This window comes from Candidatus Njordibacter sp. Uisw_056 (assembly GCF_047730085.1).
Lineage (GTDB): Bacteria > Pseudomonadota > Gammaproteobacteria > Pseudomonadales > Balneatricaceae > Njordibacter.
In genome coordinates, this window is record NZ_CP159830.1 from 1,074,877 (window position 1) to 1,101,446 (window position 26,570).

The window sequence follows — 26,570 nt, forward strand, 5'->3', positions numbered from 1 at the left end:
ACATACAATTTGACATGGAAAGCAGTTTACAATGCCCTAAAATCTTTGTATCATCCGACCCCAATGACTTATCGACTAGGTCAAAAATTTTCTAGGACTATAGCTCAGTTGGTTAGAGCGCATCGTTGACATCGATGAGGTCGGCGATTCGAATTCGCCTAGTCCTACCATATTAAGCAATAATAACAGCCACTAAGGGTAACCCCTGGTGGCTTTTTTATTTTAATAAGGGGGTGTTTGTACATTTGAAGCACACCAAGGCTGGTTCCACTCCTTCAGCTACCTTCGTTACATTATTTACTTTTGTCATATTGTTTAACTATTTTTAGCAAGCCAATCTGCATAAATACGCTGTATGCTTGGGCGAGACATTGTGGCGTGTGCAACTCGCTTCACGTTAGGGAATTCGCTGATATCAGGATGCCCTAAGTTTGGGCTTAACCAAGTAGTTAACATGAAAAGGTATATATCGACTGCACTAAAGTATTTACCCAACACCCAGTCATTGTTACCAATCTGATCATCAATGACTTGCCAAGTTTCCCGTAGGCGCCTTATGCCACGCTTTTGAGCACTTGCTTCGGCTTCAGGCATGTCTACAAACCGATCTGGGTAATAGGTTGTTTGAAACGCAGTTTGTACAGAGCTAGAAAAATACACCAAAGTTTGTAAGTACAACCCACGAGTTACGTCATCAAGCTTTGGCGCAAGATTTGCTTCGGAATGTCGGTCGCACAGAAATATGGTAATTGCCGCACACTCGTACATCCCCGTGCCATCATACATGAGCACAGGTACCCAGCCATTTGGGTTTATCTCTAATTGCTTGGCGGGTCTTGGTTTGCTCCGGTCTGTCGTAGACTCAATTAATTCATAGTGGACGCCAAGTTCTTCTAACATGACACGAATGCCCTGAGCCGCACTTTCACTTGCATAAAATAATTTATAATCCATTACGTTTTACCTTTTTACCAACACCGTTTTATCGTGTCCCTTGAACACATAGGATGTTGGTTGTTTTTAAAAGTTTGGTTATTACCCCTATTGCTGCCAATGCAGACATAGCCTACTACCGTGTTCAACAATGCTATTCAAGCATACATTAGTTCATTAATGCTGGTATCCATAATAGTTTGTTTTCCTTAATCGTGGGAAAAGGTAACGCAATGGTGGGAAAGTGTGTATCGCTTATACGAGCAATATTCACTGCAACAGCAAAGAAATCTACCCTACTGCAGTATACCTATACACTGGTTATGACCGATTTAGGCGTATTAATTTAATGGGGCTTTAGTTGTTCTTAAAAGAGAAACAGTCTTTTTATAAAAGCACTGTTTATCACTTAAATAGCTATAGTTATGGTGTACCTCTTTTATAGGCCTGCGTTACACCACAAAGACCGAATCAAACCTTTGTTTAAATAAACAGTAGAGAAAACATATCATGACCAACCAACTACTAAGAATTGATGCCAGTATGCGTAAAAGTGGCTCTTACAGCCGTAAACTGGGTGATTGACTTGTTGAGCAACTTCAAACGCAACAACCACATGCGCTAACAGAGCGGGACTTAGCGGACGGTGTGCCACATATTAATGAAGCATGGATAAATGCCAACTTCACTGATATTAGTGAGCGCAGTACCCAACAGCGGTCGGTTTTATCCTATTCTGATGTATTGGTCAGTGAATTGGAAAGTGCTGATGTAGTTGTGATTGGTTTACCCATTTATAACTTTGGTGTGCCGGCAGCATTTAAAGTGTGGATTGATCAAATAGTCAGAGCTAAGCGAACCTTCCGCTAAGGTAAAAACGGCTCTGAGGGTTTGTTGGAAAATACAAAGGCCTATATTATTTTGAGTTCTGGTGGTACTCAATTGGGCAGCGATATTGATTTTGTTTCTGGTTATATCCGCCATGTATTAGGGTTTATTGGTATTGACGATGTAACGTTTATTAATAGTAGTAGCATTGGCAGGGATGAAGAGAAGGTTTTGACCAATGCCCATATCGCCATTGATGGTATTAGAACCGCTGCTTAGCGAGTAACGATACGGATTGTTGAAGTGATGTAATTACTAGGCACACAAAGGCCTACCTAACCACATGGCGCCTAAACCCCACCTAAGCACCAGCTAAGCATTAGGCGCCCACATTACAATACATCTAGTAGCACATCCCCCAAAGACCCCTCCAAAGGGCTTCCTATGGCTTTTCTAAAAAAGTAAAATTAGCTTTTTGAGTATGGCCGTGGCAGCTAAAGCTATCGCTTAAAAACGCCATGCTTTCGCCCACGCCTTCTTTAAAAGACGCAACCGTTGCAGCATCAGCACTGACGCCCGGCCCCAGAATGGGACTGCATAGACAAATACCAGCTAGGCATCATGGGCAGTTTGATTGCAGACGCTCATGATTTTATGAGTTTTAAATATGGGCTTGTTTTACGTGAAAAAAACAGCTCAATCACGCTTTAGACACCATGAAAGAGCAACACAAAGCCATAAGAGATGATGGTGGAAAAGTCACGTCCACCTCAACAGTGCCGCGTGCACTATTGGGATTTAGAAAAACTCCCAAAGTAACTGTAAAAACGCACTTTCTAGGCTTTGAATTAGTGGCTCATGAATCACTTTAGGGTATGGTGTTTCACAAGTTAATTAACGCCTTATACCTTTAACTGGCTCTCCATACAGCATAGCTTTGTTTTAAAAATAAGGAGCGCAAACCGCTCTTTTTTTGTAACGGGGCTCCTAGTGTTCAAATAATGCACATCAAAACGCCTTCACTTTCAGTAGGTTGTGAGTTAGTGTTTTTGTAGGAAAAAATAATAGAGCGGCTGGTTAATAATTATTATGAGTGCCGGCAGGCCTCATAAATGTACTGTTATGTTTTTACGAAGTTGGGCACTATTAAATGAATATTGCAATAATTGGAGCTGGAATAGGAGGACTTACAACCGCTTTGTTCCTAGAGAAACTTGGGGTTCCAGTTCAAATCTTTGAGCAATCTTCCGTAATAAAACCTATTGGTGCTGGCATCATTTTAGCTCACAACGCAATGCAAGTTTTTGATGAGCTGGGTTTAAAAGAGTCAATAACAAACTTAGGTAACCCTTTAACGTCAATTAATATTACTACCGAAAAGTTAGAGATTATTAAAAAAATTGATACCCAGCATTTCGACAAGAAATTTGATGCTAATAGTGTTGCAATTCAGCGCGGTGTATTACAAGAGTTCCTTATCAACAAACTCCAAACTAATTGCCTTCATCTGAACAAAAAAGTTATTGATTTTAAAATGGGAATAAAGAATGAAGTTGTATTTTCTGATGGTGACGAAAGGACGTTTGATATAGTTATAGCCGCCGATGGCATTCATTCTATTATTAGGAATAAAGCGTTTAGTAAAAGTATTATTCGAAACCCAAACCAGACCTGCTGGAGGGGAATATCAAACACTATGTTACCTATGAAATTTCACACTGAATTGAATGAAATGTGGGGAGAAGGCTCTAGGTTTGGTTTTGTCAAAATATCAAGAGATGAAGTTTATTGGTATGCTTTACATAGTTCCCATAAACGATTAGAAAAAAGTGATTTATTAGCTCATTTTGAAGATTATGATCCTATTGTGAGTAATGTCATATCAAAAACTGAATTAGATAAAATGTTTCAAAGTGAAATCCTTGATTTGAAGCCTATCCCTTCTTGGTTTAAAAATAATGTATGCCTATTGGGTGATGCAGCACATGCCACTACTCCTAATATGGGTCAAGGAGCATGCCAAGCAATTGAAGATGCTCATATTATCAGTCACTACATCAGTAAATACGATCCTGCTATCGCTTTTTCAAAATATGAAAGTCTAAGAAAAGCTAAAGCTGACATGATTGTAGATATGAGTTGGAGACTTGGATCTATTTCACAAATACAAAACCCATTTTTTCGTGCATTTAGAAATTTTGCTATAAGGGCAATCCCTCGTAAATATAATATAAAACAGTCAGAAAAAATTTATCAATTAGCGGAACTTTATAATAACAGTTGAAAAACATAACAAGGCATTTAAACGGAACTAAAACAGTGGGTTATGTTCCGCTTCGCTACACAGTATCACCCACAATTTTAGTCCGCTTAATGCGGCGTTATGTGTTCTAGGAGTTGTTCAGTGAAAGTATTAAAAGTAGCGGGTGTTCTTACTGCAATTACATCTATCATGCATGTTGCGATTATCGTTGGTGGGGCTGATTGGTATCGTTTCTTCGGGGCTGGTGAAGAAATGGCAGTTATGAATGAGCAAGGTTCTATTTACCCTGCAGTTATAACTGGTGTAATTGCCATAATACTTGCCATATGGTCTGCTTATGCCTTTTCTGGGGCTAAAGTATTAAGGAAGCTCCCACTTACGAAAATTGTGCTTTCGTTGATTGCCACAGTATTTTTAGCTAGAGGTTTGTTGGGTATTCCTGCTGTAATTTATTCTGACTCTACATATATGTCAGAACTGGCTGAAAGCATGATGTTTATGGTTGTATCATCGTTAATTAGCTTCATTATCGGTAGTTGCTATGGACTAGGTGCTTATAAGTTTAAATCCGATTCATCAAACACATAACAAGGCATTTAAATGGAACAAAAACAGTGGGTTTCGCTTCGCTACACATTTTAACCCACTATTTTTGTCCGCTTAATGTAGCGTTATGCGCAAGGAAATTTATGTCGGAAGAATTAACTAACAACGAAAAAAGAGACCTTGTTCTTCAAGCAGGAATGCAATTAGTTCCATATGTTGGAGGGCCAATGGCCTCCCTGTACTTCGGAACAAAGCAAGAAAAGCGCTTCAAGCGCCTTGAGTCGTTTTATCAAGAGCTTGCAGGCGACATCGTAAATATCAAAGAATCAATAAAACCAGTTGATGAACAAAATTCAGTCGCTTTAGAAGCACTCATGGAGTCACTTCACGAAAAAGTGGAAGTTGAGCCCACTTTGGAGAAGCGAGAATTTTTCAAAAATTACTTTAAAAACACCCTTAAAAGTCCTGTTTCGAACAACTACGATGAGCGCAAATATTTTCTTGATTCACTAGGCGATATGTCACTTTTAGAGTGTGAAATTCTAGCGTTCATAAAAACACAGACACGACAAACTCAAGTTGGAGCAATAAATAAACCGAACGTTGACCAATATGCAATTGTTGGAATAATCGGTCGCCTCAAGTCTCGAGGGTTTTTAACTGCCGCACAAGGTTCTTTCTCAATTGGCGGTGGAGCCGATAACTCACTTCAGGAGTTGGTGTCAATCTCACCTTACGGAGATCGTTTTTGTTCATTCTGTTTAAGCGCATAACAAATCAATCAACTTCGCGCCTACGGCGCCGGACGCAGCAGAGCTGCGCCGGTTATTGAGGCGTTAAAGCACCAAGCAGGAATAGCTAATGCACGGATATATAGTTGTAGATGTAAATATTAAAGATATGGAAGGGTTCATGGAGTACGTTTCTCGTATTCCCGAGATCATAGGAAAACATGGCGGAAGGTTTATCGTAAAAGGCGCAGAGCCAAATGTAGTTCGAGAAAGTAGTAATATTCCTCAATACTTAGTTGTTATCGAGTTTCCGTCAGTTGAGGCCGCTGATAGTTTCATTGAAGAGCGTTCAAAATCCGATCTTATCGAAATATTTAATCGTTCTACCGAGGGCCGAATACTTCGTGTTGAGGGTTGCATTTAGTTTCTTATAAATGCAATTCAAAAAACGAAAATGGTTAACCTAGGGCATAGCTCTAACAAACAGCTCAAGCCGACCTTCACTGCGGTGATTTTTTTGTGCTTTTCCGCTACGCTCGCACAAAACAATCAACTCCGTTCCGGCGGCTTAGCTGGGCGTTATGTGTCCTTCAAATTTGCAGTATTAAGTATAATAAAGGTGTAAATATGACATTAAATCAGGTTGCTTTAATCGCAGAAATTTCTAGCGCAATCGCTATCTTTATTTCCCTCATATATGTTGCTATTCAAATCAAGGATAGTTCTAAAGCTGCAAGATCTTCAGCAACATCAGATGCAACCCAATCCATCCAATCATTTTATATGGAACTTGGTAGTAATCGACAAATTAGCGAACTTTGGTATGACATACTGACAACGGGAAAATCTAAAAGCAAACATGATGAATTTCAGTTCATGATGATGACGCACTCTGCATTTATAGCATTCCAGAATAGTTTTTATTTAAGTCAGGAAGGGACTCTTAATACAGAACTTCGTGATTCAATAGGCTCCTCAATAATAGCTGTGAGAGACCTTCCTGGCTTTGTACTTTATTGGAAACAAAGAAAAGGTTTCTTCAATAAGGGATATGTCGATTGGATTGAAGGACTTTCACATAGCGATAAATTGGATACTTTTGAATTATATAAAAACACATAACCAAGGCATGAAATACGCAACCTTCGGTTGCCGGATTGCTTTTCCGTTGCACTCCAAATCAACCGTTTACGCAGGGCGTTATGTGTGAGAGATACAATATGGATTTGTTCATATGACAAAAAGAAACAGAAAAGTTGGCTCAGTCAAAACAGAGCTTCTTACAAAGTCTCGCGAAGCGATGCTCACAGCAGTACAAATTTTCAATAATCCTAATATTCAGTTTAAATCAGAAAGTTATATCGTGTTGTCCATTATCGCATGGACGTATTTACTACATGCTTACTTCAAAGGAAATAAAATTGAATACAGATATTATGAACAGCATGGTCAAAGAAAGAAATTTGATAAAACTAAAAGAGGCGCATACAAGTTCTGGGAATTAGAAAGGTGTCTAAATGATGCTAGTTGTCCTGTAGATAATGTAGCGAAATCGAATCTAAAATTCTTAATCGGCTTGAGGCATGAAATAGAACATCAAATGACCACTAGAATTGACAATTATTTGAGTGCTAGATTTCAGGCCTGTTGCCTAAATTTTAATGAAAGTATTAAAACGCTTTTTGATGAAAAATTGGGTATTGATAAACACTTATCATTCTCTTTACAATTTTCAACTCTTAAAGAAGAGCATGTAAATCAACTTAAGGAGTTCACGGACTTACCTAAGCATATTTCGTCTTTCATAAATGGATTTGATTCAGACATATCAGATGAAGAATATAATGATATGAGGTATTCATATCGCGTTTTATATATACCGAAATCTGCGAATCATAAAGGCCAAGCCGATAAGGTAATTGAATTCCTTCCTGCAAACTCTCCTGAAGCCGAAAAGCTAAATAAAGAATATGTTCTTATAAAAGAGAAGGAAAAGCCTAAATACCTACCAAGTAAAATTATCCAGATAATGCAAGAAGACGGTTTTGTCAAATTCAAACAGCATCAACATACCCAATTATGGAAATTGAAAGACGCCAAAAATATCAATAAAGGGTTCGGGGTTCTCGTGGCTAAAACTTGGTATTGGTATGATGCTTGGTTAAAAGAAGTAAAAGGACATTGCAAAGCGAACGCGGTAGCATATGGCAAAAACACATAACAAAAAGCTGGAATCTGACTCCGCAAACTGTCACGCTTTTTGTGCCAAAAAGCCCGCCAGATTGCTGCGCAGTTGAGCTTGGCGTTATTGGGCTAAACTAAGTCTGCCGCTACGTCTTGGAATAGATGACTAGGAGAATAAATTGACTGCAACCACATTAGAGTTATTTTTCATCGATGGGAAGCCCGACGGGATGCTAACAGCTGAAGTGTTTGGCTGGACTGGCCACATTCTTGTTGCGCCAAGAACTAGGTTGTCTGAAGCTCTCAAGCGGAAAGAAAGCTCACACACAGGTGTATACATTCTGCTTGGCGAGCAAGATGAAGAGCCTTTAGCTTACATTGGTGAAGGCGAAAGTATTGCTGCTCGAATAAAGAGCCATGATGCAAAAAAGGATTGGTGGACAAGAGTTGTATTAATTACATCTGCTGCCAACAATCTACACAAGGCTCACGTTCAGTATCTTGAATCAAGGCTTGTGCAAGAAGGCATTTCAGCTGCAAATACAAAACTTGAAAATGGTACAAACCCATCTTTACCGAGCCTCTCCGAAGCGGCCCAAGCCAATATGGAAACTTTTGTTTCGCAATTACTTATGGTGCTCCCCGCAATAAGAGTTGATTTGTTCACTAGCAATACAAAACCAGATAAGCAAAATGAAGCTGTTAAGTCTCAAGATTCTCAAGATAGCCAAGTATTCGAGCTTATGCTCAAAAAGGAAGGAATAGTTGCAACTGCAATTCTAGAAAAAGGTGAATTTATTGTTCAAAAAGACTCACTAGCAAGAGCAGAATACATCGGAGATCGAAGTGAAAAATCTTACTACTGGAAATATCATGATAAGTTGGTTGAACAAGGTATTCTAGTAGATCAAGGCAAGCATAAAGTGTTCACTCAGAGTTATGCTTTCCCAAGCACAAGTGCTGCAGGTGCAGTCTGTAATGGTCGGTCTACGTCTGGTCTAATTGCCTGGAAAGTAAAAGGCACAAAGCAAACGTACAAAGACTGGGAGGCTGAAACATTAGCCCAAAATTAATGCAAAGCCCCATAACAAGCCAATCAACTAGGCGCCTTCAGCGCCGGACGCTGCAAAGCTGCGCCGGTTATTGAGGCGTTATGCATCTAAGAAGGAGGCAAATCGATGTTAGAACTTCGACCGAACTGTGAATGCTGTGACAAGGACTTACCTCCGGAATCAACTGAGGCAGTAATCTGCACTTTTGAATGCACATTTTGCGTCGAGTGCGCTGAGGGTATACTTAATCATACCTGTCCAAATTGCTCAGGTAATTTTGTGCCACGGCCAATACGTCCTGTAGCTGCACTTAAAAACAATCCCTCATCTACCATTCGCGTACTAAAAGAAGGTGGGTGTGTGGCCAATGCATAACAAGCGCATTAAAAATCGCCCTACGGGCTGGACGTCGCTGACGCTCGGCCTTTTGTTCGGGCGTTAGGTTTCTATGTGAGCATTCAGTGTTATAGGTTTATGACGTATATTTGGTGTGTGTACATTTACCCTCACAACATCAAAAGAAAATTATTCTCATTTGTCACTAATAACGTTAGCCCAAATCAGTTTTCTTCTTAGCCATCCACATGCCTACCATACGTCTACTTTATAAAAAAATATGAAATCTGGACAGAAGATCAAACAAGGTTTACTAGTAATTAATTGATTTATAAAAAGGAAATACTGCTCCAGTAGCCAGAATCGAACCGGTACGGCCGTTAAGTCGCAAGATTTTAAGTTAAATAACACGGGCCAGTATAAACCTACTAGTGAAGCACAGCGGTGTGCTGCTTACTAGGCCACTATACTTTGCAACAAGTAGGGTAGGTGCCTTAAAAGGTTGGCGGGTTGTCTATCTAGTTTGGTCTGGCTTACTCTGATAAGGTGGTTTAATTATGAGGTTAAATTTTTCACTGTAGTGGAGTGGCCTATGAGAATTATGATGCGCCTATGGGCGTTAGTAATGGTGTTGGGCGGGTCGTTATTGTCGCTGACAAGCGCTGCGGCTTACTCTAACCCCGATGTATTGCTTAATTTCCAACGCAATGCGCCAGCTAATACACCCTTCTATGTCGACGGGCTGGTTGACAAAGAAATGGCCGCTGTAACCCAAAGCTTAGCTATTTATAGCCTTGAGTTAGAGCTTTTAAAAGACCAATTGGAAGCGCTGAGCGCTAGCCAGTACAGTGAAGAAATTAATTTCCTTGTAGCTTTGTTAAAGCATAGCTTAGAAGCTCACAATAAAGGGCATGATGCTTTACGTCGCTACTACGGCCTGAATAATAATTTGGCCAGTGCAGTTTATTTAGACGGATTAATTCCTGTGTTACAACTGGCTATTAATGATGACACTGCGTTAATTAACGCCTTCACTAAGGCGGGTAAGGAAACTGGCGTAGAGCATAAAACACAGGTTTGGGGACGCCACACGGTTAACTACTGGGTGTTACAAACCAAGCAAGATCTTGGTTTTGATTTGTGGTTGGCTTTAGCCGTAAACGATAATGTAGCAAGTGTGGCCCTAATGCCTGCGCAGCTTTCTCAAGCGCGACGTTTGGATGTGTTAGGCCTATTGCCCGAAGCATACTCTCTTGCAGATAGCCAAGGCATGGCGGCAGTGCGAGAGGCTGAAGGTTTTTTGAACTACACGGCTGGATTTATTAATGTGCACGAAGTGGCAAGACTTGTGACTGATCCGCGCAGTAGTAAAGCGGGAGAAGATTTGCTTGCACTTTCTGGCCAAAAGGTGATGTCAGGGGTTTCTGTTGATTGCCGACGTGATTGGTTGGCGTTGGCTCAGTCTGTGCCTAAGTTAGTGTTCGGCTATGACCGCATGCGCCAACAAAAAAATGGTACGCAGCTTAACGGCCATATGCTGTTGCAAATGCAAAATAAAGCGCTAACACGTGCCCTTAAAAAGCTTAATGGTAGCCTTCCTAGTTACTCTTTATCGTCTAAAGATGTGCTGTTATCAACTGCTTTTGGCCTGGATATGAGCGCCTTGATGCCAGTTATTAGCCAAGTTAGAAGGCAGGCACTGTCTGCCCAATTTGACTGTGAGGAACTCATAGCAATGCAAGCTGAGTTAATGTCTACTGAACTTTCAGTATTGATGGTAGCTGCCGCAGCCGGGCAAGGTGTAAGTGGTGTTGCTGGCGCCATTTACGACATAGATCTTTCTGCCCTAGCCAATGGTCATTTTGTTATCGATGCAATTGTTTCAGTGACCACAGAATACCCTGAGCTATTATCAAGTTTGGTCTCATTTGTGCCTCAGTTAGAGGGTGTTGAAGTGCCTTCAGATGGGTCAAGTGTTGCTCTAAATTTAGCAAACTTACCCTTGGGCTTAAACCCAAAAATAGCCCAAAAAGGCCAGCATGTGGTTATATTTAATGGTTCAACGGCAGCTAAAACTGCTCGGCTTATGACATTTGAAAAGCCTAATAAACAGGGTTTTTTTGCCACTTCTGTAAATTATAAAAAAATGGCTGAGGTCGCTAATAAAGCCTTAGGCTTAGTTGCTAATATAGGTGTTTCTGAAGCCAGTGATTGTGTTGAACTACATACCAGTATTGCAACCTTGTATGGCACGGAAGCTGAAGTAACAATGCAAATGGCCGCAGAAGAAAAAGGTATTCGGTTCGATTTTAATACCTCTGTTATTACGCCAGATGGGTTATCAAACCAGCGTATTAGAGCAGGTCGTTATCAACTAAAAGTGCTTAGTGATGGCTGTGAGTGGCTGGCTGTGGGCACTGAAACTTTAAAGTCGGATGGCGCAGGGCACTATAAAATTAATGACGATGCAGGTCAGTGCGCTCTTTACCAAGCACAGTATACTTGGCAACAAAAGGGTAGCCGTCTTCTGTTTAGCGAGACTGAATCTTTAGGCCGAGATAACTGCAGCAATACCATGCAAACCTATGAATTAATGACTAACTCATGCATAGCGTTAAATATATCTAACAATGGGTTTGACTGCTTGTTTTCGTCTGCTAGTGACAATAAGCGAATTTATCGATACGAACTATCCCCGTAACCATTGTGCGATTGGCGCCAACACGCTGGCGGCTGTTAGCCTAAAATACCCATCTTGGCTGTTCTTTGGGTGCTTGTGCAAGTTATGGGCGATAATTCACGCCTAGACTTATGCTTTGATGCTGCATATTATTGGGTACCCAAGGAGAGGCATAATGTACCTATCAGAAATTAATACCTACCCCATTAAGTCTACCCACCCCATATCCATTAAAGCTGGTTATTTGTTCCCTACAGGTATTGGCTTTGATCGAAACTGGATGGTGATTGACGCTAACAACGCCATGATGACATCTCGCAAATACCCCAAGTTGTTACATGTATTCAGTTGTATAGAGGGCTCTAATTTACGTGTCATATTGCCACAACAGGACTTCTTGATCCCCTTAGTTCCTCTGCCTAATACCCCTGTTTTGGTTAAACACTGGGCTGAGGAATTAATGCCTGCGTGGCCACAAAACCCTGCGTTAGACGCAGCCCTGAGTGACTACCTTGGGTTACCCTGCAGGTTAGTTTATAGTGCTAGTTTGCAGGCAAGTGAGGTTATTCAGACTGCTTCATTTGCAGACGCACAACCATTGTTGCTTACTACCACAGCTTCATTAGCGGCCTTAAATGGGCGGCTAAACGAGGCCATTGGCATGGATCGATTCCGTGCTAATTTAGTCGTCAGTAACCTTATTGCTGATATAGAAGATGACTGGAAACGAATTCGTATTGGTGCATGTGAGCTAGAAGTAACCTATCCTTGTGAACGCTGTGTATTGACCACCATTAACCCTGTTTCTCTCACTAAGCATGAGCACCAAGAGCCCTTGAGAACTCTGGCGACCTACCGGGGTTTAGAGGAGGGTGGGGTGGGGTTTGGTATTAATCTTATTGTGGTTCGGGCTGGGCCAATTGCTATTGGCGATACCGTTGAGGTGTTACCCTAGGGGTTAAACAAATTTTCGAAACAGCCGAGTGTCGTCAAATAGAGACTCTAGCTCTTCTATGCGCTGTTTAGCTTGTGGCCATATGAGTTCTTGTACTTGTGCAATCATTGTCTCTATTAGTAATAAACTACCTACTGACGAATCCCATGCCGATGGCGCTACGATTCGCGCACTAAAGACGATATCGGTTAGCCGGGCTATTGGGGATACCCATTGGTCTGTTAACAGTATAATTTCTGCGCCTTTTTTGGCAGCCATTTCCGCTAGCTTTAAGGTGTTGTTTTCGTAGCGCCTTACATCAAGAATGACAATAACGTCGCCTTTTTTTAAATTTAATAGGTAGTGTGGCCAAACATTTGATGTAGTTTCAATGTGGGTGATATTAGGCCTAATTACCTGCATATGAAGGAAAAAATAATCGGCTAAAGCGTGGGTAATTCGTCCACCAATAACGTAGACGCAGCGATTAGGGTCGGCCAGCAGTCGGCAGCTTTTATCAAATGTTTGAATGTCAATATTAGCTAAAGATTGTTGGATGTTATCCATCACCACATTAGTAAAACGATTCAGTATATGTTCTTCTGGTGCATCAGTGGTCCATTTGTCATGTTTGGCAATGGGGTTGGAAAGCGTGCTCTCCACTTCGCCGTGCAATTGTTGCTGATAATCGGCAAACCCACTGAAGCCTAGCTTTTGAACTAGCCTTCCTACTGTTGGGGTGGAGACACCTGCTTTTTTAGCAATACTTGTTATTGAGCCTAATCCCGAAGCAGGGTAGTTGCGTAAAATGGTATCAGCAAGTTGGCGTTCGGCGCGAGTCAGTTGGTTAAACTGGGTTTCGAGTCGTTCTGAAACTGATATTTTTGACATATAAACGCCCCTAAGTAAAGTTAAGTTATCACTGAATATATCATCGTGAAATAAATTATGAAAATATATTGACAGAAGCTTTGATCAAGAACAATATTATACATAAAGTTTATATTGGAGACTATTTTGAGTCGTCAAATACCCATTAATGATTATTTATATAGCACCTTAATTCAAGCGTTTAGGACGGTTCTGTGATTCAGTTTGGCAGCGGGATAAGCGTGGCTTATTTCTTATGAGTGTGTCAGAAGTGGCGATGGTAAACGTGTTTAATGATACCAGTGAAGCGCAAATTTTATTGATTTGCGAACATGCGAGCAACTTTATTCCAGCTAAATTTAATGCTTTGGGTTTAACTCAGCAGCAGTTAGAAAGCCATATAGCATGGGACCCTGGCGCCATAGAAACGGCACAGGAGATGGCTATCTTGCTAGACGCTCCTTTAATTTCAGCACCAGTATCTCGCTTGATTTATGACTGCAATCGTCCACCAGAATCGCCTACTGCCATTCCCCTTGCATCAGAAAACCAGCCTATACCCGGCAATGCTAGCCTCTGCGAGGCGGATAAGCTAAGCAGAGTGACAGGCTATTATCGTCCCTTTGAAGCAGCTGTGGCAAAAAAAGTAGCATCTATGGAAATGCCTATTATTATTACTATTCACTCGTTTACGCCAGTGTTTTTGGGGCAACGGCGCCAGGTTGAAATTGGTGTGCTACATGATAAAGATTCTCGCTTTGCCGATGCGTTCTTGCACCAGGTGTCAACGGATACTCGTTTTAATATTCAGCGTAATCAGCCTTATGCAGCCACCGATGGGGTCACCCACACATTAAAGCATCATGCCTTACCCCGTGGCTTAGCCAATGTCATGCTAGAAATCCGCAATGATCTAATTGCATCACCGGCACAGCGCGCGCAAATGGCATCCTACCTTGCTAAACACCTAGTGTTGGCTTCACAGAGAATATAAATGTTAAACACGCAACAAACTATTTCACCCGTAGACGGAAGTATTTACCTTGAACGTGACTATGCCAACCCTGAGCAGATTACCCTTGCCTTAGACTTAGCTCATACAGCTCAAAAGGCATGGCGCAAGGTGTCACTTGATGAACGCAAAGCCCTGTGCACTTTGGCTGTGCAAGCGTTAGTGTCAAATAAACACCAGATCTCTCAAGAGCTTTGCTGGCAAATGGGGCGCCCGATTAAGTATGCCGCCGGGGAGGTAAACAGTTTTGCTGAACGGGCAGACTATATGATTGCTATCGCCGAGACCACTCTTGCGCCCATACAGCAAGCTGAAAAAGAGGGATTTATACGCTATATCCGTAAAGAGCCTGTAGGCGTTATTTTAGTGATCGCCCCTTGGAACTTTCCTTTACACACGCCGATTAATGTAATTGTGCCGGCTTTACTGGCAGGCAACAGTGTCATCTTGAAACACTCTAGCCAAACGCCACTTTGTGCTGAGCGAATCTGCCAAGCCTTTACTCAGGCAGGCTTGCCTGAGGGAGTACTGCAATACTTACATATGGACCATGATTCCACGGAAACTTTAGTGGCCTCAGGTAAGGTTAATCATGTCGCCTTCACTGGCTCTGTGGCTGCTGGCCGAAAAATTGAACGGGCTGCTGCAGGTCAATTTATTGGTGTGGGATTAGAGTTGGGAGGGAAAGATCCCGCTTACATTCGCGCTGATGCAGATTTGGACTATGCGATTGAATCTACTGTAGATGGAGCATTTTTTAATTCTGGGCAGTCTTGCTGCGGGTTAGAACGCATTTACGTGCATGAATCGGTGTATGACGCGTACCTAGACGGTTTTGTTGCTTTAACCAAAGGGCTTAATTTGGGGCGTCCTGACGACCCAGCCATTACTCTTGGGCCTATGGTGCGTTCTTCTGCTGCTGATTTTGTACGTCAGCAAATTGCTGACGCGCTCCAACAAGGAGCGGTAGCACAGATCAAACCCAGTGAATTTGCTATGGATCAATCTGGAAGCCCTTACATGGCGCCTCAAGTTCTAACGCAGGTAGACCATAGTATGCGGGTGATGACTGAAGAGAGCTTTGGTCCCGTGGTAGGCATTATGAAAGTGGCTAATGATGAAGAAGCCATTGGGTTAATGAATGATAGTGATTTAGGGTTAACTGCGGCCATTTTTACCCAAGATCTGGATACAGGTATTGCGCTGGGTGATCAAATTGAAACCGGTACTTTTTTTATTAACCGATGTGACTATCTTGATCCTGCATTGGCGTGGGCGGGTGTTAAAAACACTGGTAAAGGCTGCACCTTATCGAGTTTAGGTTTTGACGCTTTAACTCAGCCTAAATCGTACCATATTAAAACTAAATTATAGGCAGATGTATGACCACATTTGATTACATTATTGTAGGTGCCGGCTCAGCAGGCTGCGTGGTGGCTAACAGACTTAGCGCCAACCCCAACATTAGCGTGTGCCTGGTTGAAGCGGGTGGCAATGGGAAAAGCCCTTGGGTGAGTATTCCAGCGGGCATTTTTGGTTTGTACGGCAATAAAAAATATGATTACAGCTTTGTCACTGTACCGCAGAAAAACCTCTGTAATCGAGTGATGGACGTTAACCGTGGTAAAGCCCTTGGAGGCTCCAGCGCTATTAACAGCATGGTCTACATTCGAGGTAATCGTAATGATTATGATGGTTGGTCGGCTTTGGGGTGTGATGGCTGGTGCTATGACGATGTTTTGCCTGTATTCAAAAAAATGGAGGCTAATCAAATTGGTCAAAGTGCTGAATATCATGGTTTTGATGGCGAGTTACAGGTGTCTAAACAGCAGGATGCAAATAAGGTAGGCAAGGTGTTTGTAGCGGCTGGTAAAGCCGCGGGGTTGCCAGAAAATACAGACTTTAACGGCGTATCCCAGTTGGGGTTGGGCATTTATAACGTTAAGCAAGACCGTGGCCAGCGGGTGAGTAGCTATACAGCATTTGTAAAGCCTATTGAAAACCGCACTAACCTAACCATTATGACTCATACACAAGCTTTAGATCTCATCATTTCAGGTAACAAGACAGAGGGCCTAATGGTTGAACGCGCTGGCGTGCAACAGCAGTTATCTTGTAATAAAGAAGTCATTCTTTGTGGTGGTACCATTTTGTCACCACGCATTTTATTGGCTTCAGGAATTGGCAATAAAGAGGAGTTGCGACAGTTAGGCATTGACTGTCACCACCACGTGCCGGGTGTGGGTGAGAACCTGCAGGATCATATAGATAGCATGGTTACTGTCCGGTCTTCAAAGGCAGACTCTATGGGTGTATCGTTTAAAACGTTATTACCCCATGTATTACCCGCACCGTTTAAATATTTTCTGGGCCGCAAGGGCTGGTGGACAACCAATTATGTAGAGGCCGGTGGTTTTGCAAAAACTACGCTAGCGATAGATGCTGATACTGACCCCGATATCCAATTTCACTTTGCTCCTTTGTATCGCAGCCACAGAGGTAAGAAATTTGAGTGGGGGCATGGCTATTCGGTGTTCACCTGTGTGCTGCGCCCAATAAGCCGTGGCAGTGTTAAGTTAGCCAATGATGGTAGTAAACGCAATGTGCTGATTGACTATAACTTTTTTGCCCACGAACAAGATCAGCAAACGTTGGTGGAAGGTGTTAAAAAGGCTCGCGAAATACTAGCCTCCCCAGAGTTTGATCATTTGCGCGGTGAAGAAATGGCGCCTGGTGAAGAGGTTCAAACCGATGCTCAGATCCTTGACTACCTGCGCCATACCGCCACTACTGTATATCATCCAGTGGGTACGTGTAAGATGGGTACGGACTCTATGTCAGTAGTTGACCCAGCAACACTAAAAGTTATTGGTATGGACAATTTACGGGTTATGGACGCCTCTATTATGCCGTGCTTGACCAGTGGTAATACCTCAGCGCCAACCATGATGATTGCCGAGCGCGGCGCTGCGATGGTGTTGGCTGAACACCATCGCTAACGAGAACAATACAAGCATGAAAGAAGCCTGTTTAAAGCCTCAAGATGTGGTTATTATTGGTGCCGGTTTTGTCGGTGTTGCCACTGCAATGTGGTTACAAAAAAGTGGTCATAAGGTGACTTTAATAGACCCAAAACCATTTGAAGAAGGGGCTTATTTTGGCAATGCGTGCACTATTGCAACTTACGCTAATATTCCTGTAGGTACGCCCAGCACCATTAAACAAATCCCTAAACTATTATTCAACCCCAACAGCCCTTTATCAATTGACTGGTCATATTTACCCTGGCTTACACCTTGGTTATTACGCTTTGCTTGGGCTAGCAGGCCCTCTCAGGTGGAAAAAATCGGCCATCAGTTAAGTGTCCTCTTAAGTCATTCCCACAGTGCTTTAGCCCCACTAATTGAGGCTGCTAATGGGCATGACTTAGTCGCCACAAACGGCACTTTATATTTATATGGCAGCGAGGCTGGTTTTGTTAAAGCAAAGCCTGACATTGATTTAAGGCGCCGTCATGGCATTTCAGTGACAGAACTAACGAAGGCTGAAGTTGGAGATTTAGAACCGCATTTAAAGCCGATTTATGCCCGGGGTTTATTTTTTGAAAATGCGCAACACTTACTCAGCCCTTTAGACTTATTAAAGCGTATGGGGGAGTCAGTGATTACCAATGGTGGCAAAATCATTAGCAATAAGGCACTGGGTATTGATCGTGTTAGTGCGAATGAGCTCAAGGTGCAGTTGCAAGATTCGAGCGTGTTATGCAATAAAGTGGTGGTGGCTGCAGGTGCTTGGTCAAAGTCTTTGGCACAGCAGGTAGGCGATAAACTACCCCTGGATACGGAGCAGGGCTATCATGTAATGTATCAGGGCGCACAGCAGGTTCTCAATCGGCCGGTCGGTTGGGCTGACGTGGGCTTTTACATGACGCCTATGAATGATGGTTTAAGAGCCGCTGGCACCGTTGAGTTAGCTGGTCTTAATAACCCCACTAACCCAAGGCGCTTAAAGCTCATTGCAGACACCGTAAAAACATTATTGCCACAACTAAAAGACCATGATGGCGAGTGGACTGGTTTTAGACCTTCCATGCCTGACTCTATGCCCGTTATTGGCCAGTCAAGTAAAGATGCAGACATCTATTACGCTTTTGGCCATGGCCATATTGGTGTCACCTTATCGGGCATTACCGGTAAGTTAATTAGTGAGCTTATAGATGACAAGCCCTGTAGCGTTGATATATCGGCCTTTGCAGCGCAACGCTTTTAACCCGGATGTTCCCTCTTTAAAGATGAAATGGCTTAAGAGGCAGCCAATGCTTTAGGTAACCCTTGGTTATCAGCAGGTTTGATAAATTCTGCAGCATAGGCTTTGCGCGCAAATACGCGTTCTAAAAATGGTACAAAAAAGTCTAATTGTTGGCTGTCATAGTTAGGATCAAAACAATTTTGATCCCAGCGTTCGCAAAAATCCACTGCAGTTTGGTAATAAGGATGATCACGGTATTGGTCGCGCTCGTTGGGGTTCCAACCGGTTAAATGGTGCGCGTAGTAAATCATTTGAAATGCCCCGTGGTGCTCAATGACCCAAGTCACCTCCTCGCTAACAAAAGGGCGAATGATTTCTGCAGCCATTCGGTCATGATTTTGTGGTGCCAGACCATCACCAATATCATGTAACAAAGCGGCTACTACCCAATCGTCATTTGCACCGTCTCTCCATGCTCTGGTAGCAGACTGCAAACCGTGCTCTAAGCGGCTAATAAGATAGCCATCGATGCTGTCTTGGCCTTGACGTTCAAGTTCGTCATGCAATCGCTGAGCTGTTTTGGTATAAAACGAGTGCTCTAGGGCTTGCAACATTGCGTAATCTTGGCGAGTGCCATGTTTCATTTGAGTAAAACTAACGGTGGCCATTGCTTGTGCTCCAGTTTTATTAGGTTGTATTGCCTTGGATGCCTTTAAGTTTATCATCTAAGGCTTTTTGTTTTTGCCATGCCTTGCTATCAAAATTGCTCTGAGCCGGTTGGTCTGTTTGGAAGTGGCCATAGTGATCAACGCCCCTTACTAACATTGCAGAATCTTGTCGTTGTTTAAGTTGTTTTACAGCGGGGCTAATATATTGAATGTTAAGGCCAATACGGCGGTCATTAGTGAGGTTGGGCTGGGAACAATGAATGGTCCACCCATGATGAAACGAGGCTTGTCCTGCTTTGAGGCTTGCGGCGATGCTTTGATTAGGGTCTATGTCATTAATAGTTTGCCCGCTTAGCAACACATTATTGTTATCTTGTGTGTTGTGGTGTTTTTGTTGTCCGTGTTTGTGACTACCAGGAATCATATGCATACAGCCACTGGCTTCGCTAGCGTCAGACAGTGCTAGCCAAACACTTACTTGGGCGGCTGAATCTAATCCCCAATAAGTGAGGTCTTGGTGCCAGCTTACGTGACTTTTTGTATTAGCTTCTTTAACAATATAAGCTGCGCTATAAAGCAATATATCTGGACCAATCAGTTGCTCAACAATATTAAGAATCTTAGGTAAAATAGCTAGTTGATACGTTGAATGCATTGCTGTGTGGGCTTTAAATTGATAATGCATAGGCCCTCTCTCAGCCTCTACGGCCTCTAATATAGAGCGGTGGGCTAAGGCCTCTGAAGGCTTAATAATAGGCACTCCAGTTAAGAAACCTTGGGCATCATAAAGTGATTTAAAACGATTCACCATAACTAAGCTTCACTCTAATTTTGGCTGAAATAATGCCATTTTTCTGAGTGCTTAACAAGACTGCCGTAAGCAGGTGATTGGGGTTAAAAATAGCAATTATCAAGCAAGCCAAAGGTAACTAAGGTTTTATCTGTTTAGCTATTTGGCGGGCCTAGAACAAGTGTCAGCTTTAGATCATCTGTATTTGCCAAAATTTGCTAACCATTGAATCCGCGGTAAGGTAGAATAAAGCTTCGATACATTATATATATTTGCTATATGGCCAGTTTGCATCAAGATGTTCTGCGAGAACTTGGGATTTTACAATTAGAATTGCAAACTATTGGCTTATGGAGTGATGTTGCGCCCTCTGAAAAAGCCCTGCTGAGCACTGAACCTTTTTGTTGTGACTTAATGAGCTTTGCCGAATGGTTACAATGGATTTTTATTCCAAGGCTGAGCTACTTGGCAGAAACAGAAGGGCAGTTGCCTCGCAAAAGTGGTATTTTTCCGATGGCAGAAGGGGCCTTTAAAGATCTAGAAGATACTGTTAAAGGCCTAATGGGGAGTATCCAGCGAATGGATGCTTTGCTTACAGCATAACTAGTAACGCCGTACCTTAAGCCTTGATTTACGCAGAATAGCGTTGACCTATCCAACCTCCAATAATCAATGCTGGCAAAAATACCATAGCTTCAGAAGGGTTAATCATAGCGTTAATGATGCCAGGGCCAGGACAATAACCACTGAGTCCCCAACCAATACCAAACAAACTTGCCCCTAAAATTAAACGCCGATCAATACTGGTTTTAACAGCCATGTAAAAGCGGTCAGAAAATAAGGGTGTTTTACGTTTCATAATAAAGTGTGTTGTGAATAAAGTGACTGCCACAGCTCCACCCATAACGAAGGCTAAGCTTGCGTCCCAATTGCCAAATGGGTCAAGGAAATTCTGCACTTTAACCGGGTTTACCATTTCTGAGATCACTAGGCCGGCACCAAAAATAAGGCCAGATATGAGAGCGATAATTAAACGTTGCATGTTTGATCCTTCCTTATGCCATAAAACTGCGTAATACAGTGACTGTAATAATGCCTGTGGCCACAAAGGTGACTGTAGCAGCAATAGACCTACCTGCCATTGAGCCAATGCCACAGACCCCATGCCCACTGGTGCAACCGTTGCCTATGCGTGTGCCTATACCGACAGCTAAACCTGAAACGACGAGCAAAATAGGTGAATAACCGTTGCGTAATTCAAATGCTGCAGGCAGCATCAAATAACCACCCCCAAGAAGGCCTAAAAGAAAAGCTATGCGCCAGCCGCTTTCAGAACTGCTGAGTGGGTTAAATAACAAATTGTATAGAATGCCACTAATGCCCGCGATGCGGCCATTAAACGCCAGCAGCAATGCAGCGCTTATGCCTATTAAAATACCACCGATAAGGGGCTGTATTGGGAATGCTTCAAGCATGATTTAAACCTTTTATATTAGATAAAGCTAATTAAATTATACGTTAATAAATTCAGCTGTGTCAATTGCGTATACCGCTAGAACATAAGTTGTTTGTAAAAAATTTGGGTTTACTAGGAAAAAGCAAGCAACTGAGTGTCAACAAACGCTTCATATCGTGCTATGTTTAGCATTGTAAATTTGATGCTAATAATGTGGACACTCAGTAAATGCCAAGAAATGACGATATCGGTGATTTGCCTAGCTTAATGCCCGATTCAGATGAAATTAAAGGGACTCGAAAACAGTCTTCTTCAGCTTCGGTAGGGGGTAATACTAATCTTGCAGGTGGTAATGCTAATAATGAAGGTGCCGATGGTTCCTCTAGGCGAGGTGGTCGGGATAGTGGCAGGCCCATTGCGTCTCCGCGTGCAATGCAGCCTAGTTCTCCTCAAATAGTAGCAAAGAATAATGGAATTCTATGGGTTTTGGTTGTCAGCATGTTTTTTGGTGTGCTGGGTGGTGGTTATTGGTCTTATAACAAACTAACAGATGTGGACCTGCTCTTGATGGTGTCTCGTGGAGAGCTTGATCATGCGCGTAAACGCATTGGTGAATTGGAAGCCTTGGTAGTAGCAACAGATGTTAACTCAAATAAATCTGGTACTGTTGTTCAAGCACAGGTAAGGCTTGTTGATAATAGGGCTAAAGAGCGTAATAAGTTCGTCGATACAGAGATTGATAAGTTGTGGGGTGTTGCCTACCGTAACAACCGCCCAGCGATAGAAGAAAATCAAAAGGCAATTGATAATAACACCGCAACAGTAAAGCAACATCAAGAGAAACTGAAGACTCAAAATGAGAAACTGAAGACTCAAAATGAGAAAGTGAGCCTTCAGCGATCCGCTATTGCTAAGCAGAAAGTCCAAATACAAGAAGCGAGTCAAAATGGTCAGCTGGTAGTGCAGCAGGTAGAAGATCAGCTAAATAAATTACAATTGTTACAAGATAAATTATCTGGGGTGTTAAAGCGGGTTGCGTCGCAGGATAAAACCTTGTCAGACCAGCATAAAACTGACATTGGTCAAGCTCAGCTTGCTCAGCAGCATGCCAAAGATCTAGCGGCGCAAGATGAAACCTTGTCAGAACAGCGCGAAGCAAACCTAAGCCAAGCTTTGCGTCAACAACAATATGCCAGAGAGCTTACTGCTTTGACCGCTTCGGTGGAAACTTTATTGCAACAAATTGAAGGCTCTACCACGGATGATGATTTGGATATTATTACCAATCGAATTGGCATCCTTGAGAGCAAAGCTAGAGTGTTAACTGCGATCGAACAAAATGCTAGTGAAATGGACGAGCGAGTTTATTTGATGGAACAATCTGCTGAATCTGTAAGAGCTTTTCGCAGGGACACTAACCGACTTTTAAATGAACTCCAAAGTCAGATTCGAAACCTAGCTTATAGCCAGTAATCAAGCGGGATAAACCCAAAGGACTTTTGCATGCATAAGCTATCGCATCCTAAAATCCAATTGGGCCATTGGCCTACGCCACTTGAGCCTATGTTACGAATCAATGCTATGCACAAAGGCCCTGAGCTATGGGTCAAGCGAGACGATTGCTCCGGTCTTGCTTTTGGCGGCAATAAAACCCGAAAATTAGAATACTTACTGGCCGATGCTCAGCTTGAGGGAGCCACCACTTTGTTGACTGCTGGTGGTTTGCAATCAAACCATGCGCGACAAACTGCAGCAGCAGCAGCGCGGGTAGGGCTCGGTTGTGAGCTGTTTTTAGAGGATGTAGAGGGTGTTTCAGAGCCAGACTACAACCACTCTGGCAATGTGCTGCTGAACCAATTACTTGGTGCAAGGGTGCATCATCTCACTGCAGGCCAAGACTTAAACGCGGTGATGGCTCTGCGTGCCCAAACCCTTAGGGCCTCAGGTCAAAAGCCTTATGTTGTGCCGGTAGGCGGCAGTAATGCAATTGGTGCAATGGGTTACGTTAATTGTGGTTTAGAATTGGCACAACAAATACAGGCGCAGGGCTTCAGCTTTGATGCCATTGTTTTAGCTACGGGCAGTGCTGGAACTCAAGCAGGTTTGTTGGCAGGCTTAGCTTTAGCTGGGCAAGATATCCCAGTGTTAGGTGTTACTGTTAGCCGCTCCAGTGGTGAGCAATGCCAAAAGGTGTTGGCTTTAGTGCACGAAGTGCAAGCTTTACTTCAGCAACCCAAGTTACATGAAGACCATGTGATTTGCTTTGATCAATATTATGGCTTAGCTTATGGAGCCCCAACATTACCAATGATCGAAGCCGTGCGACTTGCCGCTAGCCTTGAGGGGCTGTTTTTGGATCCAGTTTATTCTGGTAAAGCTTTTGCAGGGCTGTTGGACCTAGTTCGGCACGGCTATTTTGATATTTCGCAGCGCATTCTGTTTTTACACACCGGCGGTGCACCCGGACTATTTGCCTATAGCGAGTGCTTAAGTGAGCACTAAAACACCATGCTTTTAACCAAGGTGATTAGGTGATTAGCTGCTTGGGGCTTTCAAGATGTTTGCCTCGTTGCTTAAATGTGTCGATGATTATTTTTTTTAGGGCAGCAGCTACTGGCATTTGTTGATGATGGCGAGAGCTAAGTAGGGCAATCTGACGTCTTATAGGTGGTTCTTCAATTAGCCTAAATGCAAGTTCATCGTTGTCCTTTGGAAAAGCCATCCATGGCAGCGTAGTAATACCTGCACCTGCTTCCAACATAGCAATTAGTGAAGTCATATGGGTTACCTGCATTGGGGCAGATAAAAACGTTTGTGCAGGGGTATTGTCAACTAGTGGTGTGGTGCCATTGCGAATAAGTTTTTGTTGGCCTAGTTCTATCCAATTAATATCATTGCCTATCTGCATCCACGGATGAGCTTTACGGGCGACAAGGCCCACGCGGTCTGCGCATAAGTGAGTATGGTGAAGGTCTAGTTCGGTTTGCCAAATACTACTAATGGCTAGGTCAATCCGTCCATCGAGCACCTTATCTCTTAAGTTATCACCATTATCATCTTGCACTTGCAGGTGAACTAGCGGGTGTTGTGCTAGAAAAGCGCGAAGAATATGGGTGAGTACAGTTTTTGCAACAGACGGTAAAACACCCAACTTAATAATGCCAGACTGGCCTTGTGCCATACTCAAACCATTATGTAAGGTGGTTTCATAATGTTTATAAAGGGCTTTTGCCTCCGGTAAAAAAGCTATACCAAAGGCGCTGAGTTCTCCATGGCGCTCAGGGTTGAATAGAGCTGCTCCAAGTGATTGCTCAAGCTGCTTTATGGCCAAACTCACAGCTGGCTGAGACCTACAAAGGAGGCTTGCCGCCTGGCGAAAATTTTTGCACTGGGCTACAGTTAAAAAAGTGTTAATTTGAGCTATTTTTATATCTGGCAGCATGGCATTAACCCTATAGTTCGATTTTTAGTTAAACTTATCAAATAATACATTTAATTAATTATTATTATCAAGCCTGTCGGTTTAAAATGCGGTTAACTAATATAAAAGTATGCCAGTTAAGGCAAAACAGGAGCTAACATGAACCAAGTACAAAAGAACTACATCGCTGGTCAGTGGGTAGATGGAGAATCAACGGTTAAAAATATTAACCCTTCAGACCATAGTGAAATTGTTGGTGAGTTTGCTCAAGCGTCAGCTGAACAAGTGGATCAAGCTATTGCAGCTGCCCGTGTGGCCCAGGTTGAGTGGCAGGCCACAGGATTAGAAGCTAAGCAGCGTGTGTTACAAGCGATTGGTGATGAAATGATTGGGCGTTGTGATGAGCTTGGCGAAGTGCTCTCACGTGAAGAAGGTAAGCCTCGTGCAGAAGGCCGCGGTGAAGTTTATCGGGCCGGTCAGTTCTTTCAGTATTATGCTGCTGAAGTATTGCGCCAAATGGGCGACACTGCAGACTCTGTGCGTCCGGGTGTAGAAATCGATGTCCGCCGTGAGCCTATGGGTGTCGTGGCTGTAATTAGTCCTTGGAACTTCCCAACTGCCACAGCGTCTTGGAAAATTGCCCCTGCCTTGGCCTTCGGTAACGCAGTGATCTGGAAACCAGCTAACCTAACCCCAGCCAGTGCTGTGTTGCTTGCTGAAATTATTGCCAAGCAAGACATTCCTGCAGGCCTATTTAATTTAGTAATGGGTTCTGGCTCTAGCGTAGGTGAAAAATTAATTACTTCAGAGACTATTGATGCCATCACATTTACGGGTTCTTTGGCAGTAGGTAAGCGTGTAGCGGTGGCGGCTGCTAGTAATCTCACCAAGTTCCAGCTAGAAATGGGCAGCAAAAATGCCTTGATAGTGCTGGACGATGCAGATTTAGATAACGCAGCAGATTGCGCCGTTAATGGTGCTTTTGGAGGTTCTGGTCAAAAGTGTACGGCATCTTCTCGTTTGATTGTGACTGCTGGGGTACATGATGAATTTGTGGCTAAAGTTAAAGAGCGTATGGTCAAGCTTAAGGTTGGTGGCGCACTGGAAGAAGGTGTAACTATTGGCCCAGCAGCAGACGCTAAGCAATTTGCACAAAATAAAGAGTACTTTAAGCTAGCTCAAGACGAAGGGGGTCTACTGGTTTGTGGTGGTGAGTTTGATGACAGCAAAGGTTATTTTATGACGCCAGCATTATTTATTAATACCACGAATCAAATGCGCATTAACCGAGACGAAGCATTTGCTCCTCTAGCCTGTGTTATTAAAGTGGCAGACTATGACGAAGCCTTGGCAGCATTGAATGACACGCAGTACGGTTTAACAGGAGGTATTTGTACTACCTCTCTTAAATACGCCACCCACTTTAAGCGTAATGCTAAAACTGGTTGTGTCATGGTCAACTTACCGACTGCGGGGACTGATTATCACGTACCTTTTGGTGGCCGCAAGAATTCAAGCTTTGGTTCTCGTGAGCAAGGTAAATATGCTGAAGAGTTTTACACCGAAGTGAAGACCACTTACATGAAAGCTTGATTACTTTTATGCGGATCATAACGGC

At 42.9% G+C, this 26,570-nt stretch carries 25 protein-coding genes, 1 tRNA gene and 1 pseudogene; 20 read left to right on the forward strand and 7 right to left on the reverse strand.

Annotated features, from left to right (window positions below; genetic code table 11):
* The first annotated feature begins 93 nt into the window (after positions 1–93).
* Positions 94–170, forward strand: a tRNA-Val gene (locus tag ABXT60_RS05260).
* Positions 171–315: 145 nt separating this feature from the next.
* Here ABXT60_RS05260 and ABXT60_RS05265 read toward each other — a convergent pair.
* Positions 316–954, reverse strand: coding sequence for a glutathione S-transferase family protein (locus ABXT60_RS05265; RefSeq protein WP_443631696.1), 639 nt, complete (start codon positions 952–954; stop codon positions 316–318).
* A 576-nt stretch (positions 955–1,530) separates the two neighbouring features.
* Here ABXT60_RS05265 and ABXT60_RS05270 point away from each other — a divergent pair.
* The 11 genes and pseudogenes from ABXT60_RS05270 to ABXT60_RS05320 all read left to right on the forward strand — a co-directional run.
* Positions 1,531–2,040: pseudogene (locus ABXT60_RS05270) on the forward strand (FMN-dependent NADH-azoreductase); the annotation flags it as partial.
* 871 nt (positions 2,041–2,911) lie between these two features.
* Positions 2,912–4,045, forward strand: coding sequence for an FAD-dependent monooxygenase (locus tag ABXT60_RS05275; protein ID WP_443631697.1), 1,134 nt, complete (start codon positions 2,912–2,914; stop codon positions 4,043–4,045).
* Between the two features lie 120 nt (positions 4,046–4,165).
* Positions 4,166–4,612 carry a hypothetical protein gene (locus ABXT60_RS05280; protein WP_443631698.1) on the forward strand — a complete coding sequence of 149 codons (447 nt, stop codon included), beginning with the start codon at positions 4,166–4,168 and terminating at the stop codon, positions 4,610–4,612.
* A 101-nt stretch (positions 4,613–4,713) separates the two neighbouring features.
* Positions 4,714–5,343 carry a hypothetical protein gene (locus ABXT60_RS05285; protein ID WP_443631699.1) on the forward strand — a complete coding sequence of 210 codons (630 nt, stop codon included), beginning with the start codon at positions 4,714–4,716 and terminating at the stop codon, positions 5,341–5,343.
* Between the two features lie 88 nt (positions 5,344–5,431).
* Entirely contained in the window at positions 5,432–5,725 is a 294-nt protein-coding gene (locus tag ABXT60_RS05290) for a DUF1330 domain-containing protein (RefSeq protein WP_443631700.1), read from the forward strand.
* 203 nt (positions 5,726–5,928) lie between these two features.
* On the forward strand, positions 5,929–6,423 hold the full coding sequence (locus ABXT60_RS05295; RefSeq protein WP_443631701.1) for a hypothetical protein: 495 nt from the start codon (positions 5,929–5,931) through the stop codon (positions 6,421–6,423).
* Positions 6,424–6,535: 112 nt separating this feature from the next.
* Positions 6,536–7,522, forward strand: a complete 987-nt coding sequence (locus ABXT60_RS05300) for a DUF3644 domain-containing protein (protein WP_443631702.1) — start codon at positions 6,536–6,538, stop codon at positions 7,520–7,522.
* 142 nt (positions 7,523–7,664) lie between these two features.
* A complete protein-coding gene (locus ABXT60_RS05305) occupies positions 7,665–8,558 on the forward strand; it encodes a GIY-YIG nuclease family protein (protein WP_443631703.1) in 894 nt (297 codons plus the stop codon).
* Positions 8,559–8,663: 105 nt separating this feature from the next.
* Positions 8,664–8,912 carry a DUF1272 domain-containing protein gene (locus ABXT60_RS05310; protein WP_443631704.1) on the forward strand — a complete coding sequence of 83 codons (249 nt, stop codon included), beginning with the start codon at positions 8,664–8,666 and terminating at the stop codon, positions 8,910–8,912.
* A 553-nt stretch (positions 8,913–9,465) separates the two neighbouring features.
* Positions 9,466–11,574: a hypothetical protein gene (locus ABXT60_RS05315; protein ID WP_443631705.1), complete on the forward strand. Its 2,109-nt coding sequence runs from the start codon at positions 9,466–9,468 to the stop codon at positions 11,572–11,574.
* 154 nt (positions 11,575–11,728) lie between these two features.
* Positions 11,729–12,508 (forward strand): MOSC domain-containing protein, encoded by a 780-nt coding sequence (locus ABXT60_RS05320; RefSeq protein WP_443631706.1) that lies wholly within the window; start codon positions 11,729–11,731, stop codon positions 12,506–12,508.
* A gap of 3 nt (positions 12,509–12,511) precedes the next feature.
* Here ABXT60_RS05320 and ABXT60_RS05325 read toward each other — a convergent pair whose 3' ends face one another.
* Positions 12,512–13,378, reverse strand: coding sequence for a MurR/RpiR family transcriptional regulator (locus tag ABXT60_RS05325; RefSeq protein ID WP_443631707.1), 867 nt, complete (start codon positions 13,376–13,378; stop codon positions 12,512–12,514).
* Positions 13,379–13,613: 235 nt separating this feature from the next.
* Here ABXT60_RS05325 and ABXT60_RS05330 point away from each other — a divergent pair, with 235 nt between their 5' ends.
* The 4 genes from ABXT60_RS05330 to ABXT60_RS05345 are packed head-to-tail and all read left to right on the forward strand — an operon-like array spanning position 13,614 to position 18,638.
* Entirely contained in the window at positions 13,614–14,351 is a 738-nt protein-coding gene (locus ABXT60_RS05330) for an N-formylglutamate amidohydrolase (RefSeq protein WP_443631708.1), read from the forward strand.
* Positions 14,352–15,743: an aldehyde dehydrogenase family protein gene (locus tag ABXT60_RS05335; protein WP_443631709.1), complete on the forward strand. Its 1,392-nt coding sequence runs from the start codon at positions 14,352–14,354 to the stop codon at positions 15,741–15,743. It abuts the gene before it with no gap.
* Between the two features lie 8 nt (positions 15,744–15,751).
* Entirely contained in the window at positions 15,752–17,368 is a 1,617-nt protein-coding gene (locus ABXT60_RS05340; RefSeq protein WP_443631710.1) for a GMC family oxidoreductase, read from the forward strand.
* A 16-nt stretch (positions 17,369–17,384) separates the two neighbouring features.
* The gene (locus ABXT60_RS05345) at positions 17,385–18,638 is read left to right on the forward strand and encodes an NAD(P)/FAD-dependent oxidoreductase (protein ID WP_443631711.1); all 1,254 of its coding nucleotides are present in this window, start codon (positions 17,385–17,387) and stop codon (positions 18,636–18,638) included.
* Positions 18,639–18,670: 32 nt separating this feature from the next.
* Here ABXT60_RS05345 and ABXT60_RS05350 read toward each other — a convergent pair whose 3' ends face one another.
* Complete coding sequence (locus ABXT60_RS05350) at positions 18,671–19,285, reverse strand: HD domain-containing protein (protein WP_443631712.1); 615 nt, start codon at positions 19,283–19,285, stop codon at positions 18,671–18,673.
* A gap of 19 nt (positions 19,286–19,304) precedes the next feature.
* Positions 19,305–20,096, reverse strand: a complete 792-nt coding sequence (locus tag ABXT60_RS05355) for a phytanoyl-CoA dioxygenase family protein (RefSeq protein ID WP_443631713.1) — start codon at positions 20,094–20,096, stop codon at positions 19,305–19,307.
* A 258-nt stretch (positions 20,097–20,354) separates the two neighbouring features.
* On the opposite strand from ABXT60_RS05355, the gene ABXT60_RS05360 reads away from it, so the two are divergent.
* Positions 20,355–20,678, forward strand: coding sequence for a YqcC family protein (locus ABXT60_RS05360; protein WP_443631714.1), 324 nt, complete (start codon positions 20,355–20,357; stop codon positions 20,676–20,678).
* Between the two features lie 28 nt (positions 20,679–20,706).
* Here the strand turns inward: ABXT60_RS05360 and ABXT60_RS05365 are convergent, their stop codons facing one another.
* Positions 20,707–21,117 (reverse strand): DUF6691 family protein, encoded by a 411-nt coding sequence (locus ABXT60_RS05365; RefSeq protein WP_443631715.1) that lies wholly within the window; start codon positions 21,115–21,117, stop codon positions 20,707–20,709.
* Between the two features lie 13 nt (positions 21,118–21,130).
* Positions 21,131–21,550: a YeeE/YedE family protein gene (locus ABXT60_RS05370; protein ID WP_443631716.1), complete on the reverse strand. Its 420-nt coding sequence runs from the start codon at positions 21,548–21,550 to the stop codon at positions 21,131–21,133.
* Positions 21,551–21,759: 209 nt separating this feature from the next.
* Here ABXT60_RS05370 and ABXT60_RS05375 point away from each other — a divergent pair, with 209 nt between their 5' ends.
* Complete coding sequence (locus ABXT60_RS05375; RefSeq protein WP_443631717.1) at positions 21,760–23,004, forward strand: hypothetical protein; 1,245 nt, start codon at positions 21,760–21,762, stop codon at positions 23,002–23,004.
* 30 nt (positions 23,005–23,034) lie between these two features.
* Positions 23,035–24,033 carry a D-cysteine desulfhydrase gene (locus ABXT60_RS05380; protein WP_443631718.1) on the forward strand — a complete coding sequence of 333 codons (999 nt, stop codon included), beginning with the start codon at positions 23,035–23,037 and terminating at the stop codon, positions 24,031–24,033.
* A 25-nt stretch (positions 24,034–24,058) separates the two neighbouring features.
* Here the strand turns inward: ABXT60_RS05380 and ABXT60_RS05385 are convergent, their stop codons facing one another.
* Positions 24,059–24,973 (reverse strand): LysR family transcriptional regulator, encoded by a 915-nt coding sequence (locus tag ABXT60_RS05385; protein ID WP_443631719.1) that lies wholly within the window; start codon positions 24,971–24,973, stop codon positions 24,059–24,061.
* Between the two features lie 138 nt (positions 24,974–25,111).
* Here ABXT60_RS05385 and ABXT60_RS05390 point away from each other — a divergent pair, with 138 nt between their 5' ends.
* Complete coding sequence (locus tag ABXT60_RS05390; protein ID WP_443631720.1) at positions 25,112–26,545, forward strand: aldehyde dehydrogenase family protein; 1,434 nt, start codon at positions 25,112–25,114, stop codon at positions 26,543–26,545.
* Positions 26,546–26,570: the final 25 nt, after the last annotated feature.